The sequence below is a fragment of the Collimonas rhizosphaerae genome (assembly GCF_038896935.1).
GTDB classification, from domain to species: domain Bacteria; phylum Pseudomonadota; class Gammaproteobacteria; order Burkholderiales; family Burkholderiaceae_D; genus Collimonas; species Collimonas rhizosphaerae.
This window is the reverse complement of sequence record NZ_JBANDC010000023.1, coordinates 62441-79952: the sequence shown is the minus strand read 5'-3', so window position 1 is coordinate 79952 and position 17512 is coordinate 62441. Positions and strand designations below refer to the sequence as shown.

13 protein-coding genes, 1 tRNA gene and 1 pseudogene are annotated in these 17512 nt (G+C 59.0%); 7 read left to right on the top strand and 8 right to left on the bottom strand.

Annotated elements, in window-relative coordinates:
* Together V8G57_RS23600 and waaC are read left to right on the top strand one after the other, a co-directional pair.
* Positions 1-335 (top strand): annotated as a pseudogene (locus tag V8G57_RS23600) (phosphomannomutase/phosphoglucomutase); the annotation flags it as partial.
* A 24-nt stretch (positions 336-359) separates the two neighbouring features.
* On the top strand, positions 360-1346 hold the full coding sequence (gene waaC / locus V8G57_RS23595; RefSeq protein ID WP_342831451.1) for a lipopolysaccharide heptosyltransferase I: 987 nt from the start codon (positions 360-362) through the stop codon (positions 1344-1346).
* Positions 1347-1352: 6 nt separating this feature from the next.
* Here the strand turns inward: waaC and V8G57_RS23590 are convergent.
* From V8G57_RS23590 to fdnG, 7 genes are all read right to left on the bottom strand, one after another.
* Positions 1353-1448, bottom strand: a tRNA-Sec gene (locus V8G57_RS23590).
* 19 nt (positions 1449-1467) lie between these two features.
* Positions 1468-3429: a selenocysteine-specific translation elongation factor gene (gene selB, locus V8G57_RS23585; RefSeq protein WP_342831450.1), complete on the bottom strand. Its 1962-nt coding sequence runs from the start codon at positions 3427-3429 to the stop codon at positions 1468-1470.
* Positions 3426-4883, bottom strand: coding sequence for an L-seryl-tRNA(Sec) selenium transferase (selA, locus tag V8G57_RS23580; protein WP_342831449.1), 1458 nt, complete (start codon positions 4881-4883; stop codon positions 3426-3428). Before selA ends, selB begins: the two co-directional genes overlap by 4 nt.
* On the bottom strand, positions 4884-5819 hold the full coding sequence (gene fdhE, locus V8G57_RS23575; RefSeq protein WP_342831448.1) for a formate dehydrogenase accessory protein FdhE: 936 nt from the start codon (positions 5817-5819) through the stop codon (positions 4884-4886).
* A gap of 10 nt (positions 5820-5829) precedes the next feature.
* Entirely contained in the window at positions 5830-6471 is a 642-nt protein-coding gene (locus V8G57_RS23570; RefSeq protein ID WP_342831447.1) for a formate dehydrogenase subunit gamma, read from the bottom strand.
* Entirely contained in the window at positions 6468-7430 is a 963-nt protein-coding gene (fdxH, locus tag V8G57_RS23565) for a formate dehydrogenase subunit beta (RefSeq protein WP_342831446.1), read from the bottom strand. Before fdxH ends, V8G57_RS23570 begins: the two co-directional genes overlap by 4 nt.
* Before the next feature lie 8 nt (positions 7431-7438).
* The gene (fdnG, locus tag V8G57_RS23560) at positions 7439-10507 is read right to left on the bottom strand and encodes a formate dehydrogenase-N subunit alpha (protein ID WP_342831445.1); all 3069 of its coding nucleotides are present in this window, start codon (positions 10505-10507) and stop codon (positions 7439-7441) included.
* A 224-nt stretch (positions 10508-10731) separates the two neighbouring features.
* Here fdnG and kdoO point away from each other — a divergent pair, with 224 nt between their 5' ends.
* From kdoO to V8G57_RS23535, 5 genes are all read left to right on the top strand, one after another.
* Positions 10732-11613 carry a Kdo hydroxylase KdoO gene (gene kdoO, locus V8G57_RS23555; protein ID WP_092396774.1) on the top strand — a complete coding sequence of 294 codons (882 nt, stop codon included), beginning with the start codon at positions 10732-10734 and terminating at the stop codon, positions 11611-11613.
* Positions 11610-12932: a lipid IV(A) 3-deoxy-D-manno-octulosonic acid transferase gene (waaA, locus tag V8G57_RS23550; protein WP_254785038.1), complete on the top strand. Its 1323-nt coding sequence runs from the start codon at positions 11610-11612 to the stop codon at positions 12930-12932. The genes kdoO and waaA overlap by 4 nt, the downstream gene beginning before the upstream one ends.
* Before the next feature lie 15 nt (positions 12933-12947).
* Positions 12948-13694, top strand: a complete 747-nt coding sequence (locus tag V8G57_RS23545) for a YdcF family protein (RefSeq protein ID WP_092396776.1) — start codon at positions 12948-12950, stop codon at positions 13692-13694.
* A gap of 291 nt (positions 13695-13985) precedes the next feature.
* Entirely contained in the window at positions 13986-14984 is a 999-nt protein-coding gene (locus V8G57_RS23540) for a glycosyltransferase family 8 protein (protein WP_254785039.1), read from the top strand.
* 157 nt (positions 14985-15141) lie between these two features.
* Complete coding sequence (locus tag V8G57_RS23535; protein ID WP_342831453.1) at positions 15142-16383, top strand: O-antigen ligase family protein; 1242 nt, start codon at positions 15142-15144, stop codon at positions 16381-16383.
* An 11-nt stretch (positions 16384-16394) separates the two neighbouring features.
* On the opposite strand, the gene galE is transcribed toward V8G57_RS23535, so the two are convergent.
* Positions 16395-17420, bottom strand: coding sequence for a UDP-glucose 4-epimerase GalE (galE, locus tag V8G57_RS23530; RefSeq protein ID WP_342831442.1), 1026 nt, complete (start codon positions 17418-17420; stop codon positions 16395-16397).
* Between the last annotated feature and the right edge of the window lie 92 nt (positions 17421-17512).

The following is a 17512-nucleotide window of genomic DNA, read 5'->3' as shown; positions in this document are numbered from 1 at the left end:
TGAGCCGCGAAAGCGATCCGTCGGCAGTGCTGAATGCGTTGCCGCAATCGTCCAGTACGCCTGAGCTGCAATTGCAGTTGGAGGAGGGCGAGAATTTCACCTTGATCGAGAAATTGCAAAATGAGGCGAAATTTCCGGGAGCCGACGACATCATCAAGATCGATGGCTTGCGCGTTGAATATCCGGATGGTTTCGGCCTGGCGCGTTCATCCAATACCACGCCGGTGGTCGTGATGCGCTTCGAGGCCGAGTCGGAGCAGGCGCTGGCGCGGATCCAGTCGGAATTCAAGCGTGTCATCCTGGCCGCCAAGCCGGATGCGGCGCTGCCCTTTTAACCGGCTCCACGAAATGGTTCCGGTTTGAATATCCTGATCGTCCGCGTCTCCTCGCTGGGAGACGTGGTCCACAACATGCCGATGGTGTCGGATATCCGGCGCCATTATCCCGACGCGAATATCGACTGGGTGGTCGAAGAAGGCTATGTCGGCCTGGTGCGCATGAATCCCGATGTGCGCCGCATCATTCCGATTGCCCTGCGGCGCTGGCGCAAGAGCTTGCTGTCTGCCGCCACACGGGCGGAAATCTCGCATTTCAGGCAGGAACTCAAGCGCGATGCCTATGATGTTGTGTTCGACACGCAAGGCTTGTTGAAAACCAGCGTGGTCATGCGGATGGCGCGGCTTGCGCCGGACGGCCACCGGGTCGGATTGGCGAATGCGACGGAAGGATCCGGTTACGAGCCGCTGTCGCGCCTGTTTCATACCAGGAGCGTCGGCGTCGGCCTGCATACGCATGCTGTATTGCGCGCCCGGGAAGTAGCGGCAAAGGCGCTTGGCTACGCTGTCGAGGGCGTCGCCGAATTCAACATGCATCCGCCTGCCATGGCGCTTGCAGAACAGCCTGCATGGCTGCCGGACATGCCATATGCGGTTTTTTTCCATGGCACGGCGCGTGCCGCCAAGCAGTGGCCGAACAGCAGCTGGATAAGCATTGCGGCGGCGCTTGCCGGACGCGGACTGCCGGTGCTGCTGCCCTGGGGCAGCGATGCGGAAAAGAGCAATGCGGAGCAGCTGGCGAGCCAGATGCGCAATGCGAAGGTGCTTCCCAGGTTACCGCTGATGGAAGCAGTATTGCTGGCGCAGCGGGCGGCGCTGGTGATCGGCGTCGATACCGGCCTGACCCACATTGCCGCGGCCTTCAATCGTCCAACCATCGAGCTGTATTGCGATTCGCCCCGCTGGAAAACCGAAGGCAACTGGTCGCCGCAAATCATCAACCTGGGAGAGCTTGGAGCGCCGCCGACCGTGGAACAGGTTGCGCTGGCGATTGACCGATTGACGAAATAAGGCAATTGGCGGAAGGCAGCAGGAGTCGAACCTACCCGGGAGCGGCTGGCGCCCCCCACCGGGTTTGAAGCCCGGCCGCATCACCGGATACGTGTGCCTTCCATTGTCGTGGCGCCCTATCTTATCCCGAATCTGGGTTTTCTTGCCATCCGAACCAGTCGACTTCGCTGTCGCGCAACAGATGCGTGTCGCGCACACGGCGGGTATAACCCACGCGATCAAAAAATTCCAGGATCTGGATGGCGCGCTTGCGTCCCAGGCCGGTAGCGTCGCGCCAGCGAGCGGCGCTCACTCCCGCCGCTGCGTCTTGGCCTGGATTCTGTTCCGCTGCCAGGCTCGCCACCAGCGCGGCTAATTCGCGCACGCGGTCACGGTGGTAAAACAGGTCGCGCTCAATCTGATAGACCAGTCCTTGCCGCAGCAATTTACGCAGCAGTTGCCGCAGCTGTTCTTCCGGGATCTTGTGCGCCTGCGCTAGCGCCCGCAACCAGGGCGGGTCAAATCCGGCAGCAGCCAGCGCCGGCAGCAGCTGCTGCGCCTGCGCCTGTTCGCCGTCCGAGAGCGATACCGCGTGTTGCGGCAGGTGCAGCCAGGGTCCGCTGCGCTGGATCGTCGCATCGCCAATGAGGGAGCCGATGACAGCCTGCCACAGCGCGTTGTCCAGGGCCGGCAGCGCCATCCGCCGCAGGCGCGCGGCGTCCACGCCTTGTTCGTCGGGAAAGCGCGCATGGAAATCCGCGAGAGCAGCGACCGCCAGCGTCTTTAGCGACTGCCACTGTGCAGCCAGCATCACAAAATTGTCTTGTTCCTGCGAATTGGTCGCAATGGATTGCGCGCCTTCGGGCAATTGCAGTGTAGTGGACGGCAGTCCGCTCAGCTGCATCAGCATGGACAGGCGCATGCCTCCAGGCGATGCGGCTTGCAGCAACGCACTGATGCCGGCGCCGTCCAGCATCTGTTGCAAGGCGTCGAGCCAGGCCTGGCGTTCTGGCGCACGCCGTTTGCGCGCCGGGGCGAGCGGATCCAATACGTGGCCGCCGCCTATCGTCATGTTTGCCTGCGCATTGCGGACGATGAACCGATCGCCAGGAATGGCGCAGACGGGAAATTCGAATATCAGCTGCACCCTGCCGCGGCCGCCGGCAGCCAGCGCATTCTCCTCCAGCAGCGCGACCTGGGCGACCTGATGCAAGGTGCCCAGGTGAACATGCAGCGGCGAACGGTTGCGCAGCGTGACGCCGGCCTGGGCCGACAGCTGAAGTTCGACATCGATCCGTGTCGACGCAGTCATTGCGGACGGAGCGGCCACCCAGTCGCCGCGCTTGACCGCATCCTTGTCGATACCGCTCAGGTTGAGCGCGCAACGCTGGCCGGCGTGGCCGCTGGCGGCGGGACGGTTTTGCACATGCAGGCTGCGCACGCGCACGGTATCGCCAGCCGGCATCAATGCCAGGTGGTCGCCAACCTGGACCTGGCCGGAGAAAACGGTTCCGGTCACCACGGTACCGTGTCCTGCAAGGGTAAATACGCGATCGATGGCCAGCCTGAACAGGCCGTCGTCGCGGCGCGGCGGCATGCGTTGCGCGGCTTCGTGCAAGTGCTGTCGCAGAGTCGCGGTTCCGGCATCTTGCGCATGATGCGCGGCGACGGCAAAGATCGGCGCGTCCGCCAATCCGGTGGATGCCAGCAATTGACGGATTTCGCGGGTGACTTCTGCAATGCGCGCGGCATCGACCCGGTCGGTCTTGGTTAAAGCGACCGCTCCGGTTCCGATGCCTAGCCACTGAAGGATTTCCAGGTGCTCGCGCGTTTGCGGCATGACGCCGTCATCGGCGGCGATGACCAGCAATGCGAAGTCGATGCCGGAAGCGCCGGCCACCATCGTGTGCACCAGGCGTTCATGGCCGGGCACATCGATGAACCCGAGTACTTCGCCGTTCGCCAGCGGCGTGTAGGCGTAGCCCAGTTCGATCGAAATGCCGCGCGCCTGTTCTTCCTTGAGACGGTCGGTGTTGACGCCGGTCAGCGCCTTGATGAGTGTGGTCTTGCCGTGATCGATATGCCCGGCGGTGCCGACGATCATATGGACAGACCTTGCAGCTGTGTGCTGAACAGGACTTCGTCATGCTGTTCCAGGCAGCGGCAATCCAGCCACAGCGCGTCGTCGGCGATCCGTCCTATGACAGGACGCGGCAGCTGGCGCAAGGCTTTCTCCAGCTTGTCGAGCGCACGGCCATGGCGTTTGCCGCCGTTGGCCGCATTGCCCGCGCGAATCACCAGGCCATGGCTAGGCAACTGGTCTACCGGCAGGGCGCCGCTGCCGATCTGGCTGGACATCGCCTCGGCGGCGACGGTGTAGTGTGTTCCCAGTGCATTCTGCAGCGCTGGCAGCAGGCGTTCGGACTGCGCTTTTATCGCCGTCTGGCTGCGGGTAAGCAGGCGTAGCGTGGTCAGGCGCTCCGCCAGGAATTCCGGGGCCAGATACAGCCGTAGTACGGGCTCCAGCGCAGCCAGGGTGAGCTTGCCAACGCGCAGCGCGCGTTTCAGCGGGTTTTTCTTGATGCGGCGTATCAGGTCGGCGCGGCCGACGATCAGCCCGGCTTGCGGGCCGCCCAGCAGCTTGTCGCCGCTGAAGGTGACCAGGTCGGCGCCCTGGCGGATGGTTTCCCGTACCGTGGTTTCTCCGGGCAGGCCCCACTGCGTCAGGTCGACCAGGGTGCCGCTGCCAAGGTCGACCGTCACCGGCAGTCCGTGCGGCTGCGCCAGTTCCGCCAGCGTGCTCACTTCCACGCTGCGGGTGAAGCCGCTGATGGCGTAATTGCTGCAATGGACCTTCATCAGCATCGCCGTGCGTGCCGTGATGGCATTGGCGTAATCGGCAGGGTGGGTGCGGTTGGTGCTGCCGATTTCCACCAGTTTTGCGCCCGCGCGCTGCATGATGTCGGGGATGCGGAATGCGCCGCCGATCTCGACCAGCTCGCCGCGCGAGACAATCACTTCCTTTTTCTGCGCTAGTGCGTTGAGCATCAGCAGCACCGCGGCAGCGTTATTGTTGACGACGGTGGCGGCTTCGGCGCCGGTCAGTTCGCACAGGACATCTTCAACCAGGCTGTCGCGGTCGCCGCGGCCGCCGGTTTCCAGGTCGAATTCAAGATTGCCGGGACAGGTCAGCGCGCTGACCACCGCTTGCACCGCTTCGTCCGGCAGCAGGGCGCGGCCGAGGTTGGTGTGCAGCACGGTGCCGGTAAGGTTGAACAGCGCGCGCAGGTGCAGCCGGCTGGCGGCTGCCAATTGTTTCTCGAGAATGTCGATAAGCTGCGAATCATCCACGTCTGCAGGTATCAGCTTGCCGGCCAGGGCATCGGCTCTCAGCTTGTCCAGGTGTTTGCGCAGCGCTGCGGTCAGCTGGGTCCGCCCGTACAGCGCAAGCAACGGTTTGATGTCTGCCAGGTTCAGGACGCGGTCCACCGAGGGAATGTCGCTGGCGGAAGCCTGTGGGGCTGCGCCTGTCGCGGCCGGCGTGGTTGCTGCAGCCATTCAATTCTCCATGGATTGCCAGAGCAAGGGATTGCCGCGCCGGCGTGCGTAAGCAGTTTCACCCATCAGCAGGTCCAGGGTTACGCTGGCAAGGTCATCGGCCAGCGGTTCGATATAGGGATCTTTCTCCTGGTAGAAGATTTTAAGCCAGCTATGGCATTCGTCGCAGGTTTCTGCCTTGATGGCGGCCGGACCGTCTTCTATGGCCTGGTAAGCAATGCCTTTCGTGGAGTCGCAATGGCTGCACTTGATGCGCACCATATGCCATTCGGCGGCGCACATGCTGCATTGCAAATAACGATGGCCCTGCGACTGCCCATCCATCCGCACCACGCTGGCGACCGGCAGCGAACCGCAGCATGGGCACAGGCCGGGCGTATCGAGCAGCGGCACGTCGCGTTCGCTGAAGCGGGTTACCAGGTCGCAGCACACTACCTGCAGGGCTGCGGTGTAGAACGGCGCAGTGGCCGGATCGACGATTTCATCGTTGCCGCGCAGGATGGCTTCGGCTTGGCTGTCGCGTTCGTTTGCACTGGTTTGCCGGATACGGACTATCAACTGCGCCGCGGCCGCCGGGATGCCGCCGGCTGTTGCGACGCGTTCCAGCAGCTGGTCCAGGATTGCTTGCCAATGCGGGCTGCGCACCTGGTCCGCCGCCAGGATCAGCGGCATCAAATGCGTGTGTGCGAGGTTGATGCGGGCCTGGTCCCGGGCTTGGTCGTCCGGTTCGCCGGCCAGTTTGTCCAGGGCCAGCTGCTGTGCTTCCACCAGCACCGCCATCAGGCTCAGGTATTCGCCGATGGCGTTTCCCGGCGCAAGCTGTTTCAGGCGTTGCGCGCGGTTGCTGAATACGCTGGCACGCTCCGGCAGCCGGATGCGTGGAATGGCGTTGTGATCAAGTGCTTCAATTTCGCCCGGTTCGAGAATGCGTTGCAAGGTAATCCCTTCATTCGCCTGTCATTTTCCGGTACCACGCCGGGTGATGCTTGCGCGCCCAGGCGCGGCTGACGGTGCCGCGCGTCATGGCGCCCACCGTTCCCTTGATCCATAGCGCGGCATAGATATGCACGACGATGCCGACGATCAGCAGGAAACCGCATAGCGCATGCAGCACAACCGCCGCCCGGATGACGAGTATCGGGAACATCCAGGAAAACCAGGCGCGCCAGATGACGATGCCGGACAGCAGCAAGCCAATCATACAACCGATCATCATCCAGAACAGCAACTTCTGGCCGCCGTTGTAGCGGCCTACCGGCGGCAGGCTTTCTTCGCGGTTGTTGACTACGTCGCGTATGCCTTTCAGCCAGGCAATGTCGTTTTTTTCGATCAGGTTGTGCCGCCAGAATCCCAGGGCCAATATCGCAAAGCAAATGAACATCACCAATCCGATGAAGGGATGCAGGATCCGCGTCCATGGTCCGCCGCCCAGCACAAAGCTGAGCCAGAACATGGCGGGGTGGAACAGCGCCAGCCCGGACAGCGCCAGTATGACAAACGTGATGGCGACGATCCAGTGGTTGATGCGTTCCTTGGCGTTGTAGCGCTGGATCTTGTCTTGCTCTACGTCTCGTTCGGAATTGTTCATGGCGGCAGATCCTGCGAGGTGATATTGCTGCCGGGCGGCGCCGGCAGTTGCGCGCCGCGCCGAGCGGCATCGGTTTCTTCCCGTTCCGCCGCCTCGTCTTCCGCCGAGACTTCGTTCGGTCCGACCTTGATATAGTGGAAAAACCCTGCCAGCGCAGTCAGCGCAATGCCCGCCAGCGCCAGCGGCTTGGCGGCGCCTTTCCACAAGCCGACCAGCGGGCTGATGCGTGGATTGTCGGGCAAACCGTGATAGAGCGACGGCTTGTCGGCGTGGTGCAGCACATACATGACATGGGTGCCGCCCACGCCTGGCGGGTCGTACAGCCCGGCCTTGTCGAAACCGCGTTCCTTGAGGTCGACGATGCGCTCTGCCGCATGCTCCTTCATGTCTTCCTTGGTGCCGAACACGATGGCGCCGGTAGGGCAGGTCTTGACGCAGGCCGGCTCCTGGCCCACGGCCACGCGGTCCGAACACAGCGTGCATTTATAGGCCTTGTTGTCCTTCTTTGAAATGCGCGGCACGTCGAACGGGCAGCCGGTTACGCAATAACCGCAGCCGATGCAGTTCTCTTCATGGAAATCGACGATGCCGTTGTTGTACTGGACGATGGCGCCGGGCGAAGGGCAGGCTTTCAGGCAGCCGGGATCTTCGCAGTGCATGCAGCCATCCTTGCGGATCAGCCATTCGAGATTGCCGTCCGGGTTTTCGTATTCCGAGAAACGCATCACGGTCCATGAATGCTCCGTCATGTCGGGCGGATTATCCAGCACGCCGACATTGACGCCGACCTCATCGCGCAAATCGTTCCACTCCATGCACGCGGTCTGGCAAGCCTTGCAGCCGATGCATTTGGTGACGTCGATCAGCTTGGCGACCGTGCCCGTCACCGGCTCGCGCACGCCGGGCGGCGGCGTAGTGGTGGCGGACACTCGCTTGATATCTAATGATTGCAGTGCCATGGCTTCTCCTATGCTTTCTCGACCTTGACCAGGAACGACTTGAATTCCGGTGTTTGCGAATTGCCGTCCCCCACGCCAGGCGTCAGCGTGTTGGCAAGGTAGCCCGGTTTCGCCACGCCCTTGAACCCCCAGTGGATCGGGATGCCGACGTGGTGCACAGGTTTACCTTCAATCATCATTTTCTTGATGCGCTTGGTCACCACCGCCACGGCGACGATATAGCCGCGCTTGGAGCTGACCCTGACGCGCTCGCCGGCGACCACGCCGACTTCTTTCGCCAGTTCTTCGCCGATCTCGACAAACTGCTCGGGCTGGAGGATGGCGTTGAGGCGCGCGTGCTTGGTCCAGTAATGGAAATGCTCGGTGAGCCGGTAGGTGGTGCCGACATGCGGAAAGGCGTCGGCCTTGCCGAACATGGCGCGGTCGTCAGGGAACACGCGTGCGCCCGGGTTGCTGGTCGCCGCCGGATTCTTGGGAAACAGCGGGTTATAGCCGACCGGCGTCTCGAACGGCTCGTAATGCACCGGGAATGGCCCTTCGGCCATGCCGGCGCGGGCGAAGAAACGCGCTACGCCTTCCGGGTTCATGATGAACGGTCCCATGCCGCCGGCAGGCGCCTCGTCCACCTTGAAATCGGGGACATCGACGCCGCCCCATTTCTGGCCGTTCCAGCCGATCAGCTTGCGTTTGGCGTCGAACGGCTTGCCGTTGAGGTCGCATGACGCGCGGTTATACAGGATGCGCCGGTTGGCCGGCCACGCCCACGCCCAGTTCAGGGTCTGGCCGATGCCGGTCGGATCCGAGTTGTTGCGGCGCGCCATCTGGTTGCCGGCTTCGGTCCAGCAGCCGGCGAAAATCCAGCAGCCGCAGGCGGTGCTGCCGTCGTCGCGCAGTTCGGCAAAACCCCCCACCTGTTCGTTTTTCTTGCGCACGATCTTGGCCGGATCCTTGGGGTCGGCCAGGTCGCTCAGCGCGCGGCCGTTGTATTCCCTGGCCAGCTCGTCCGCGGTCGGGCTCTCCGGATTGGCGTAGGGCCAGGCCAGGTTGACGATAGGGTCTGGGTATTTGCCGCCGTCCTTGACATACATCTTGCGGATCTTCAGGAACAGTTCCGACATGATTTCCAGGTCGCTGCGCGCTTCGCCGGGAGGTTGCGCGCCCTTCCAGTGCCATTGCAGCCAGCGGCCGGAGTTGACCAGCGAACCGTCTTCTTCGGCAAAGCAGGTGGTCGGCAGGCGGAATACCTCGGTCTGTATCTGGCCCGGGTCGACGTCGTTGAATTCGCCATGGTTTTTCCAGAACTCGGAAGTCTCGGTGGCCAGCGGATCCATGATGACCAGGAACTTCAGCTTGGCCAGGCCGGCGCCGATCTTGCCCTTGTCCGGAGCCGCCGCCAGCGGGTTGAAGCCCTGTGCGATGTAGCCGTTGACCTTGCCTTGCTTCATCAGCTCGAACACCTGCAGCATGTCGTACGGCTTGTCCAGCTTGGGCAGGTAGTCGAAGGCCCAGTTGTTGTCGGCCTTGGCGGCGTCGCCCCACCATGATTTCATCAGGCTGACGTGGAATTTCCCGTAGTTCTGCCAGTAGCTCAGCTGGTTCGGGCGCAGCGGCTTGCTGGCGCGGGCGGCGATGTACTTGCCGTAATCCTGTTCGGCTTCGGAAGGCAGCGTCATGTAGCCCGGCAGCAGGTTCGTCATCAAGCCGAGGTCGGTCAGGCCCTGGATGTTCGAGTGGCCGCGCAGCGCATTCATGCCGCCGCCGGCAATGCCGATATTGCCGAGCAGCAGCTGCACCATGGCGCCGGTGCGGATGATTTGCGATCCGATCGAATGCTGGGTCCAGCCGAGCGCGTACAGGACGGTGCCGGCGCGCGTCGGCGAGGCGGTGGATGCCAGCATCTCGCAGACCTTCAGGAATTTCTCCTTGGGCGTGCCGCAGACGCTTTCCACCATTTCCGGCGTATAGCGCTCGTAATGCTTTTTCATCAGGTTGAAGACGCAGCGCGGATGGGCCAGGGTCGGATCGGTCTTGACGAAACCGTCGTCGCCCAGCTCGTAGTCCCAGGTGGTCTTGGCGTAGTTATGCTTTTCCGCGTTGTAGCCTGAGAAAATGCCATCCTCGAAGGTATAGTCTTCGCGCACGATAAACGTGAAGTCGGTGTAGTTCTTGACGTACTCGTGCTGGATCTGGTCTTTTTCCAGCAGGTAGCGGATGACCCCGCCGAGGAAAATGATGTCCGTGCCGGTGCGGATCGGCGCGTAGAAATCCGCCACCGAGGCCGAACGCGTAAAGCGCGGATCGACCACGATCAGCTTCGCCTTGTTATGCGCCTTGGCTTCCGTCACCCACTTGAAACCGCAGGGATGGGCTTCGGCGGCATTGCCGCCCATGATCAGTATTACATCCGCATTCTTGATGTCGACCCAATGATTCGTCATCGCTCCACGGCCAAACGTCGGGGCAAGACCTGCCACCGTCGGACCGTGTCAGACACGCGCCTGGTTGTCGAACGCCAGCAGCCCGAGGCTGCGCATGGTTTTATGCGTCAGGTAGCCAACCTCATTGCTGCTGGCCGATGCCGCCAGCATGCCTGTGGTCAGCCAGCGGTTGACGGTCAGTCCCTGCGGCGTCTTTTCGACAAAATTGGCGTCCCGGTCCTGTTTCATCAGGGTCGCAATGCGGGTTAAGGCATCGTCCCATGACATCCGTTTCCATTCCTTGGAGCCGGGCGCCCGGTATTCGGGATATTGCAGGCGGCTGGGGCTGTGGATGAAGTCGAGCAGGGCCGCGCCTTTGGGACAGAGCGTGCCGCGGTTGACCGGATGGTCTGGATCGCCCTCGATATGGATGATGCTGGCCTTGGCATTCTTTGCGCCGTCGCCGAGGCTGTACATCAGGACGCCGCAGCTGACTGAGCAGTAGGGGCAGGTGTTACGGGTTTCGGTAGTGCGAGCCAGCTTGTAGCTGCGTACCTCCGCCAATGCCGGCGCCGGCGAAAATCCCATCAGCGCCAGGCTCGAACCTGCCAGGGTAGCGCCAGTCGTCTTAAGGAACTGGCGTCTTGACATGTGAACCATGGGTAGACCTCTCTTTGTGCATTAATGCCAAATCGCGTCGGAGCATGCAGTTTTATTATAGGATGGATTATTGTTTGCCAACAGAAGGAAAATGTTGCGGCTCCGCTGCCCGCGCAAATTCTTCACCTGGCCGGATACCTCGCCTGTTATTTAATTGATAATTCCAAGGAAAGTCAGGCAAGCCTGCAGTTCACGCCGCCATGGCAACACGGCATAATACGGCCATGGAACAACAAATTCTCGAAATCGACATTGCCGACTGGCAGGTCAGCACCCCGAACTCGGCCTGGATTTCCGCGCTTGAGGCCGGAAAAGTCCTGTATTTCCCGCATCTCAGCTTCAGCTTCACGGCCGACGAACGGCGCTTCCTGACGCCGGCGATCCGCGATCCCAAGAGCCGCAATATCAGCCTGGACGCCAACGGCAAGCTGAAGGGAGCGCTGGGCGACGCTGCCGATCAAGAGGCGTTGGCCAGCATGATCGGACGTTTCCGGGCGCAAGCGCAGCAGCTGATCCACTCTTTGCTTCCGGCCTACGCCGACAGCCGCAGCGAATTGCGCATGGCGCCCACCAGCTATCGGCCGATGCAGGTGGAAACCCGCGCACAGTCGTGGCGTGCCGATGACCGCCGCTTGCACGTCGATGCTTTTCCGTCGCGCCCTAATTACGGTGAGCGCATCTTGCGCGTATTCGCCAACGTCAATCCGGACGGCGTGCCGCGCATATGGCGTGTCGGCGAACCTTTTGAAGATGTGGCGCAACGCTTTTTGCCCAGGGTAAAAGCTTATTCGCGCTGGCAAGCGCAGGCGTTGCATGCCTTGCATGTCACCAAGTCGCTGCGCAGCGAATACGATCACCTGATGCTGCAGCTGCATGACGCCATGAAGTCGGATCCGGCCTATCAGAAAGACGGCCCGCAGGTGACGCAGCCGTTTGCCGCGGGCTCGGTATGGGTATGTTTTTCCGACCAGACGCCGCATGCGGTGATGGCTGGCCAATACATGATGGAGCAGACCTTGCACCTGCCGGCAGCCAAGCAATACGATCCCGGCGCCAGCCCGCTGGCGATCCTGCGCCGCCTGACCGGCCGTGCGCTGACCGAATGAAGGCTGCATCGGGTTTTGATGCGGGGCGGGCCTGGCGCATTCGTCTGTTGTATTCCGCGGTATGGTGGCTGGCGATGCCCCTGGTATTGCTGCGTTTGTGGCGCCGCGGCGGCAAGGAGCCCGGCTACCGCCAGCATGTGGCGGAGCGCATCGGCTTTTACCCGCCCATCGCGCCGGCGCCGGCGTCGCGCAAATTTCTTTGGGTGCATGCGGTTTCGGTAGGTGAAACGCGCGCTGCCGAACCCTTGATAGCGGCGCTGCTCGATGCCTATCCGGAACACGCGGTCCTGCTGACGCACATGACCGCGACCGGCCGCGCCACGGGACAAGCCTTGTTCGGCAAATCGCCGCGCGTGCTGCAATGTTTTCTTCCTTACGATACCGGCTGGATGGCCGGCCGCTTCCTGCGCCATTTTTCACCGGTATTGTGCGTGCTGATGGAAACTGAAGTGTGGCCGAACCTGATCGTCCAGTGCGGGCGCCGCAAGGTGCCGGTGGTGCTGGCCAACGCGCGCCTGTCGGAGCGCTCCCTGCGTCGCGGCAAGCGTTTTTCCACCTTGATGACCGAAGCTGCCAGCGGCATGTCTTGTGTCGGCGCGCAGACCGAAGCGGATGCTGCACGCTTGCGGCAACTCGGTGGCGACAATGTACAGGTGACCGGCAACCTGAAATTCGACGTCACGCCGGCTCCGGCCTTGCTGGCGGTCGGCGCCGCAATGCGGGAGCAGATCGGCAGCCGCCCGGTGCTGCTGTGCGCCAGCACGCGCGACGGTGAAGAGGAACTGATCCTGGAAGCCTTGTTCAAGCGCAGCCAGGACACTGCCTACGCCAATTTGCTGACCATCATTGTCCCGCGCCATCCGCAGCGTTTCGACGAAGTGGCCGCCATGGCCACAGCGAAGGGCTTGCCGCCGCTGCGCCGCACCCGCCTCGGCGGGCAGCCGGTGCCGCCGCAGGTGAAGGTGCTGGTCGGCGATTCGATGGGAGAAATGTTCGCCTATTACGCCGCTTGCGACGTGGCGTTCATCGGCGGCAGCCTGCTGCCGATGGGCGGGCAAAACCTGATCGAGGCATTTGCAGTCGGCAAGCCGGTCTTGATCGGACCCCATACTTTCAATTTTTCAGACATCACCGAACAAGCCATTGCGGCCGGCGCAGCGCAACGGGTGAGCGACGTCGGCCAGATGCTGGACACCGCCCTGCAACTGTTGCAGGCCGGCCCGCAACGCCAGGCGATGGGCGAGCAAGCCATCCATTTCGCGCAGCTGCATCGAGGCGCCACCGCGCGCACCATGGCCTTGCTGGCGCCGTTTATCTGACCTTGCCTGTCAACCATGCATGCATCTTTTATCGTCACCAAAGTGGTCAGCGCGCTGCTGCTCCTGCCAACCAACCTGATCTTGCTGTGTATTGCGGGCATGCTGCTGCGGCGCGTTTTCCCGCGCATCGGCATGGCGCTCAGCCTGGGGTCATTGCTGCTGCTGGTAGTGCTCAGCAGCAAGGCCGGGGCTTTGTTGCTGGTGGCGCCGCTGGAGCAGCGCGCTCTGCCGCTGGCGGCGGGCGCAGCCGACGGCGCGCAAGCCATCGTCATATTGGGTGGAGGCAGGCTGGCAAATGCGCCGGAATACGACGGCGGCGATACGCCAAATTATTGGACCTTGGCGCGCTTGCGCTACGGCGCCAAATTGCAGCGCCGGACCGGGCTGCCGATACTGCTGTCGGGCGGCACGCCTGACGGTTCCAGGATATCGGAGGCGGCCGTCATGGCAAAAAGCCTGAGGGACGATTTTGCGACGCCGGTCAAATGGCTTGAAGAGGCATCTGACGACACCAAGCAAAATGCAAAATTCTCCGCTCAGATTTTACGGCAAGCGAAAGTCCAAAAGATCATTCTGGTGACTGATGCCGTGCACATGCCCCGCGCGCAATTGTTGTTCGCTCAAACGGGGCTGCAGGTGGTTGCTGCTCCAACAGTATTCCTCAGCCGGGACCGGTTTACCCTGCTAAGTTTCTTGCCGTCTGGCGAAGGCATGCGTTACAGCGGATATGCGTTGCACGAATGGCTGGGGTTGCTCTGGTAGGGGAACGGCAGGATTTTTCCGGGCAAATCGGAACTGTGCAACCTTGAACCAGCTCAAATTTTGGAAAAGCAATCGGATTTGTAAGGGTTTGTACCGATTTGTAAGTTATTGATTTATATAGGGGGTTTTAATGACATGAGGAACCCAAGTTTGCTATCCTTCGCTATTTCGCAAAAAAAGCGGCCTCAAGAGCTTGCGTTCCGACATGTGCTTTTTTACAAATTCCGCTCGATTGAGTTTCTATCCTTGAAGCTTGATGATGCATATATTATAAGTCAGTAAGGATTGCAATTGAGTATCAACACATCTTGTAACTCTGCTTCAGATAATGTTCTCAACCCCAATGCTGTGCACGTGGCCTTCGGTGTTGATACTAATTATTTTCGAGGCATGGGCGTCAATATTACCTCTATTGTTAAAAACAATCCTGATGTGGTTTTTATTTTCCATGTGTTTGCTTTTTCGATTACCGATGACAGCCGGCGCCGGTTGCAGGAATTGGAAGCCAGCCACAATATTTCCATAATAATTCATATCCTGCACACGGATATATTGTCTGAATTCTCTCAATTTCCTTGTTTTTCGCAACACCCGCTTGGCACATTTATCCGGATATTGATCCCCAATTTAATGCAAGGGATCGCCGGCAAGGTCCTGTATCTTGACGCAGACATCCTGTGCATGGGGAAAATTGACGAGTTATTGCCGATTGAAATGAACGACTGCATTGCCGCAGTTGTACACGATGAGCTTGAAACTACGGTAAAGACGCAGGTTGCGGCATTACATCTGCAGCATCATGAATATTTCAATGCTGGCGTAATGTACATTGACGTCAATAATTGGGTGGCGAACGATACGCAAAACAAGGCGCTCACGGTTCTTTCAACCCAAGAATTGCGTTTCGCCGACCAGGATGCGTTGAATGCCGTACTCAATGGACGTGCAAAATACATTGATGACAAATGGAATTACCGCTATCACCTGGTGGATTTTCTCAGCAAGGGCGGCACACGCCTGAATGTGACGAAGCCGTTTGTGTTCATGCATTTCACAGGCCCGGTAAAGCCTTGGCAATCCTGGTGCCTGCATGAAGCCAGGTCGATATTCGTCGAATACCAGTCAATGTCTTCCTGGGCCGACATGCCGCTGGACCCTCCGAAAAGTGTCAGGGAATTAAAGTTGTTTTCGAAATTCCTGATCAAGCAGCACAGGATCGTTGAGGGAATCGGATGGCATGCGAAATATTTATGGCTAAGATTCATGAATAATGTAAAAAAATACACTTGACCATAAATATCCTGTTTGTGCCTTCATGCGTGTTTTTAGGAAACTAAAATAGCATTAATTTGAAACCGGGTCTAAATTTCAGTTGTCGGAATAATATGGCGATGTATTTATTTCTAAGCGCTATAACATTTGCAAATCGGAGAAATACTTGCGTTACGTGAAATTGTTGATTGCTTCCATCGTCATAGCTTTTTATACATTGGCATTGGTTGTAGATCGTGCGGCCGGTGTGCTTTTTGCCTTATTGTTATTGTGCAGCCTGATTTTTCTTGCCTCCAGAAGATATCCGGACGATAAATCATTTGGCCAGGTGATGAAAGGCTATTGGCCGCTTTGCCTGGCAATGTGCGCTCCTTTGGTTGCGGTATTTGCTAACCAGCTTGCATCCGGTCACTTCGCGGGCAGGACTTATGACCCGCTACTTCGGCTTGCGGTGTTTGCCTTGATTTTCTGGATTCTCTCGTTCTTGCCGATCAGGTACATGAAACATGTGCAATGGGCCCTGGTCATAGGCGCATTTCTGGCGGTTGTCAAAATCTATATCCTTACGGACGGCGGAGCCACGCGTTATGGAACAGATTTCATTCCCATCATCATTTTTTCCGAAATGGCCCTGTTGCTGGGGGTATTCTCGGTATTTTCGATCGCGTGGAACAAGCCTGGCAATAAGTTGGCCATATTATTCAAAATTGCAGCGCTTTGTACCAGTTTGTATGTCGCCTATTTATCGCAATCACGCGGGGTCTGGCTGACGATACCGGTTTTTATTGCGCTTGCCTGCCTGGTAACCAAAAACATCCGCACCAGTTATAAATTATCTGTCGTAGTTTTTTTTATAATATTAATTGGCGCCGTCGCCCACTACGGTCAAATTGTCAAAGAGCGAGTATCTGTTGCCGAAAGCGATATGACCCAGTATTCCGGGGGAGAAAATGTCGACACTTCTCTCGGCATCCGTCTTCAGCTATGGCGAGGATCCTGGGTGCTGTTTACAGAACACCCGATTTTCGGAGTCGGGGTAGAAGGATTCCCGAAAGCATTGGAAGAATTGTCGGAGAGAAATGTCATTACGCCGGTCGCAGCAGGTTTTCCGCATTCCCATAACGAAATATTATTCATGATGTCCAGGCTGGGATTATTCGGGCTGTTTGCATTATTGGCATTATATTTTGTGCCGGCATATTATTTTTTACGCGATATACGCAATGATGACCATGAGGTTCGATATACGGCCGGGATGGGAGTAGCGCTCTGTCTTGGTTTTATCGTCCTGGGGCTGGTGGATGTTATATTTTTATGGTGGGAAATCTATCCTTACTATGCCTTGAGCATTGCGTTTTTCCTGACGTATATCATCAAGCGTAAAAAAATCCTGGCGGAACAGGGGCAGCTATCTTAATCTGCCCGGATTCATATGCCGTCTGGATTCATGTTCTGCCAGCGCCATGAGTCGCTGCATATGACATCCAGCCCTCGTGTGGCCCGCCAGTCGAGGATTTCCGAGGCTAAAGACGGATCTGCGTAGTAGGCGGCGACGTCACCCGAGCGTCTTGGCACAATTTCATAGGGAATCGGGCGCCCGCATGCTTTTTCATAAGCGTGAATTACCTCAAGGACGCTGATCCCATGTCCTGCGCCAAGATTCACGGTGAACGATCCATTGCCGGATGCACCGTCATCAAGCAGATGCGATACCGCCGATACATGCCCCTCCGCCAGGTCCATTACATGGATATAGTCGCGCACGCCGGTGCCATCCGGGGTAGGGTAATCACCGCCATATATGCGTAATTTCTCCAGTTTGCCCACTGCAACCTGCGCGACATAAGGCATCAAATTATTTGGAACGCCGCGCGGATTTTCACCGATCAACCCGCTCTTGTGTGCGCCGACCGGGTTGAAATAGCGCAAATATCCTATTTTCCAGTCACGATCCGAATGTTCGAGATCGCGCAGGATTTGCTCGCCCATCAATTTTGTCTGGCCATATGGACTGGTTGTCCGTAAAGGCGCGTCCTCTTTGATCGGTACTGAATCGGGATCGCCGTAGACCGTGGCCGATGAGCTGAATACCAGGGTTTTTACGCTATGCCGTGCCATCACCGAACATAAATTCAACAAGCCGTTCAAATTGGTGTCGTAGTAGGTCAATGGCTTTTCTACCGATTCTCCCACTGCCTTCAGTGCGGCAAAATGAATGGCTGCGTCGATTTTATGCTGCTGGAAAATGGAGTCGAGCAGGGATGCATCCCGTACGTCGCCTTCAATAAAATTCAGTGTTGACTGGGTAATCGCAGAAATGCGTCCAATCACTTCCATGCTGCTGTTGCAGAAATTATCCAGGCCGATCACGTCATACCCGGCCTCAAGCAGGGCGCACCAGGTATGAGAGCCAATATATCCGGTGGCTCCGGTCAGGATGATGGTTTTCTTCATGGGGAATGTATTTCAATCCATATTGGGGGCAGAGACAAACTGTAATGGTAAAAAAAACGCCGCACAAGTGCGGCGTTTTGCAGGACTCAAGC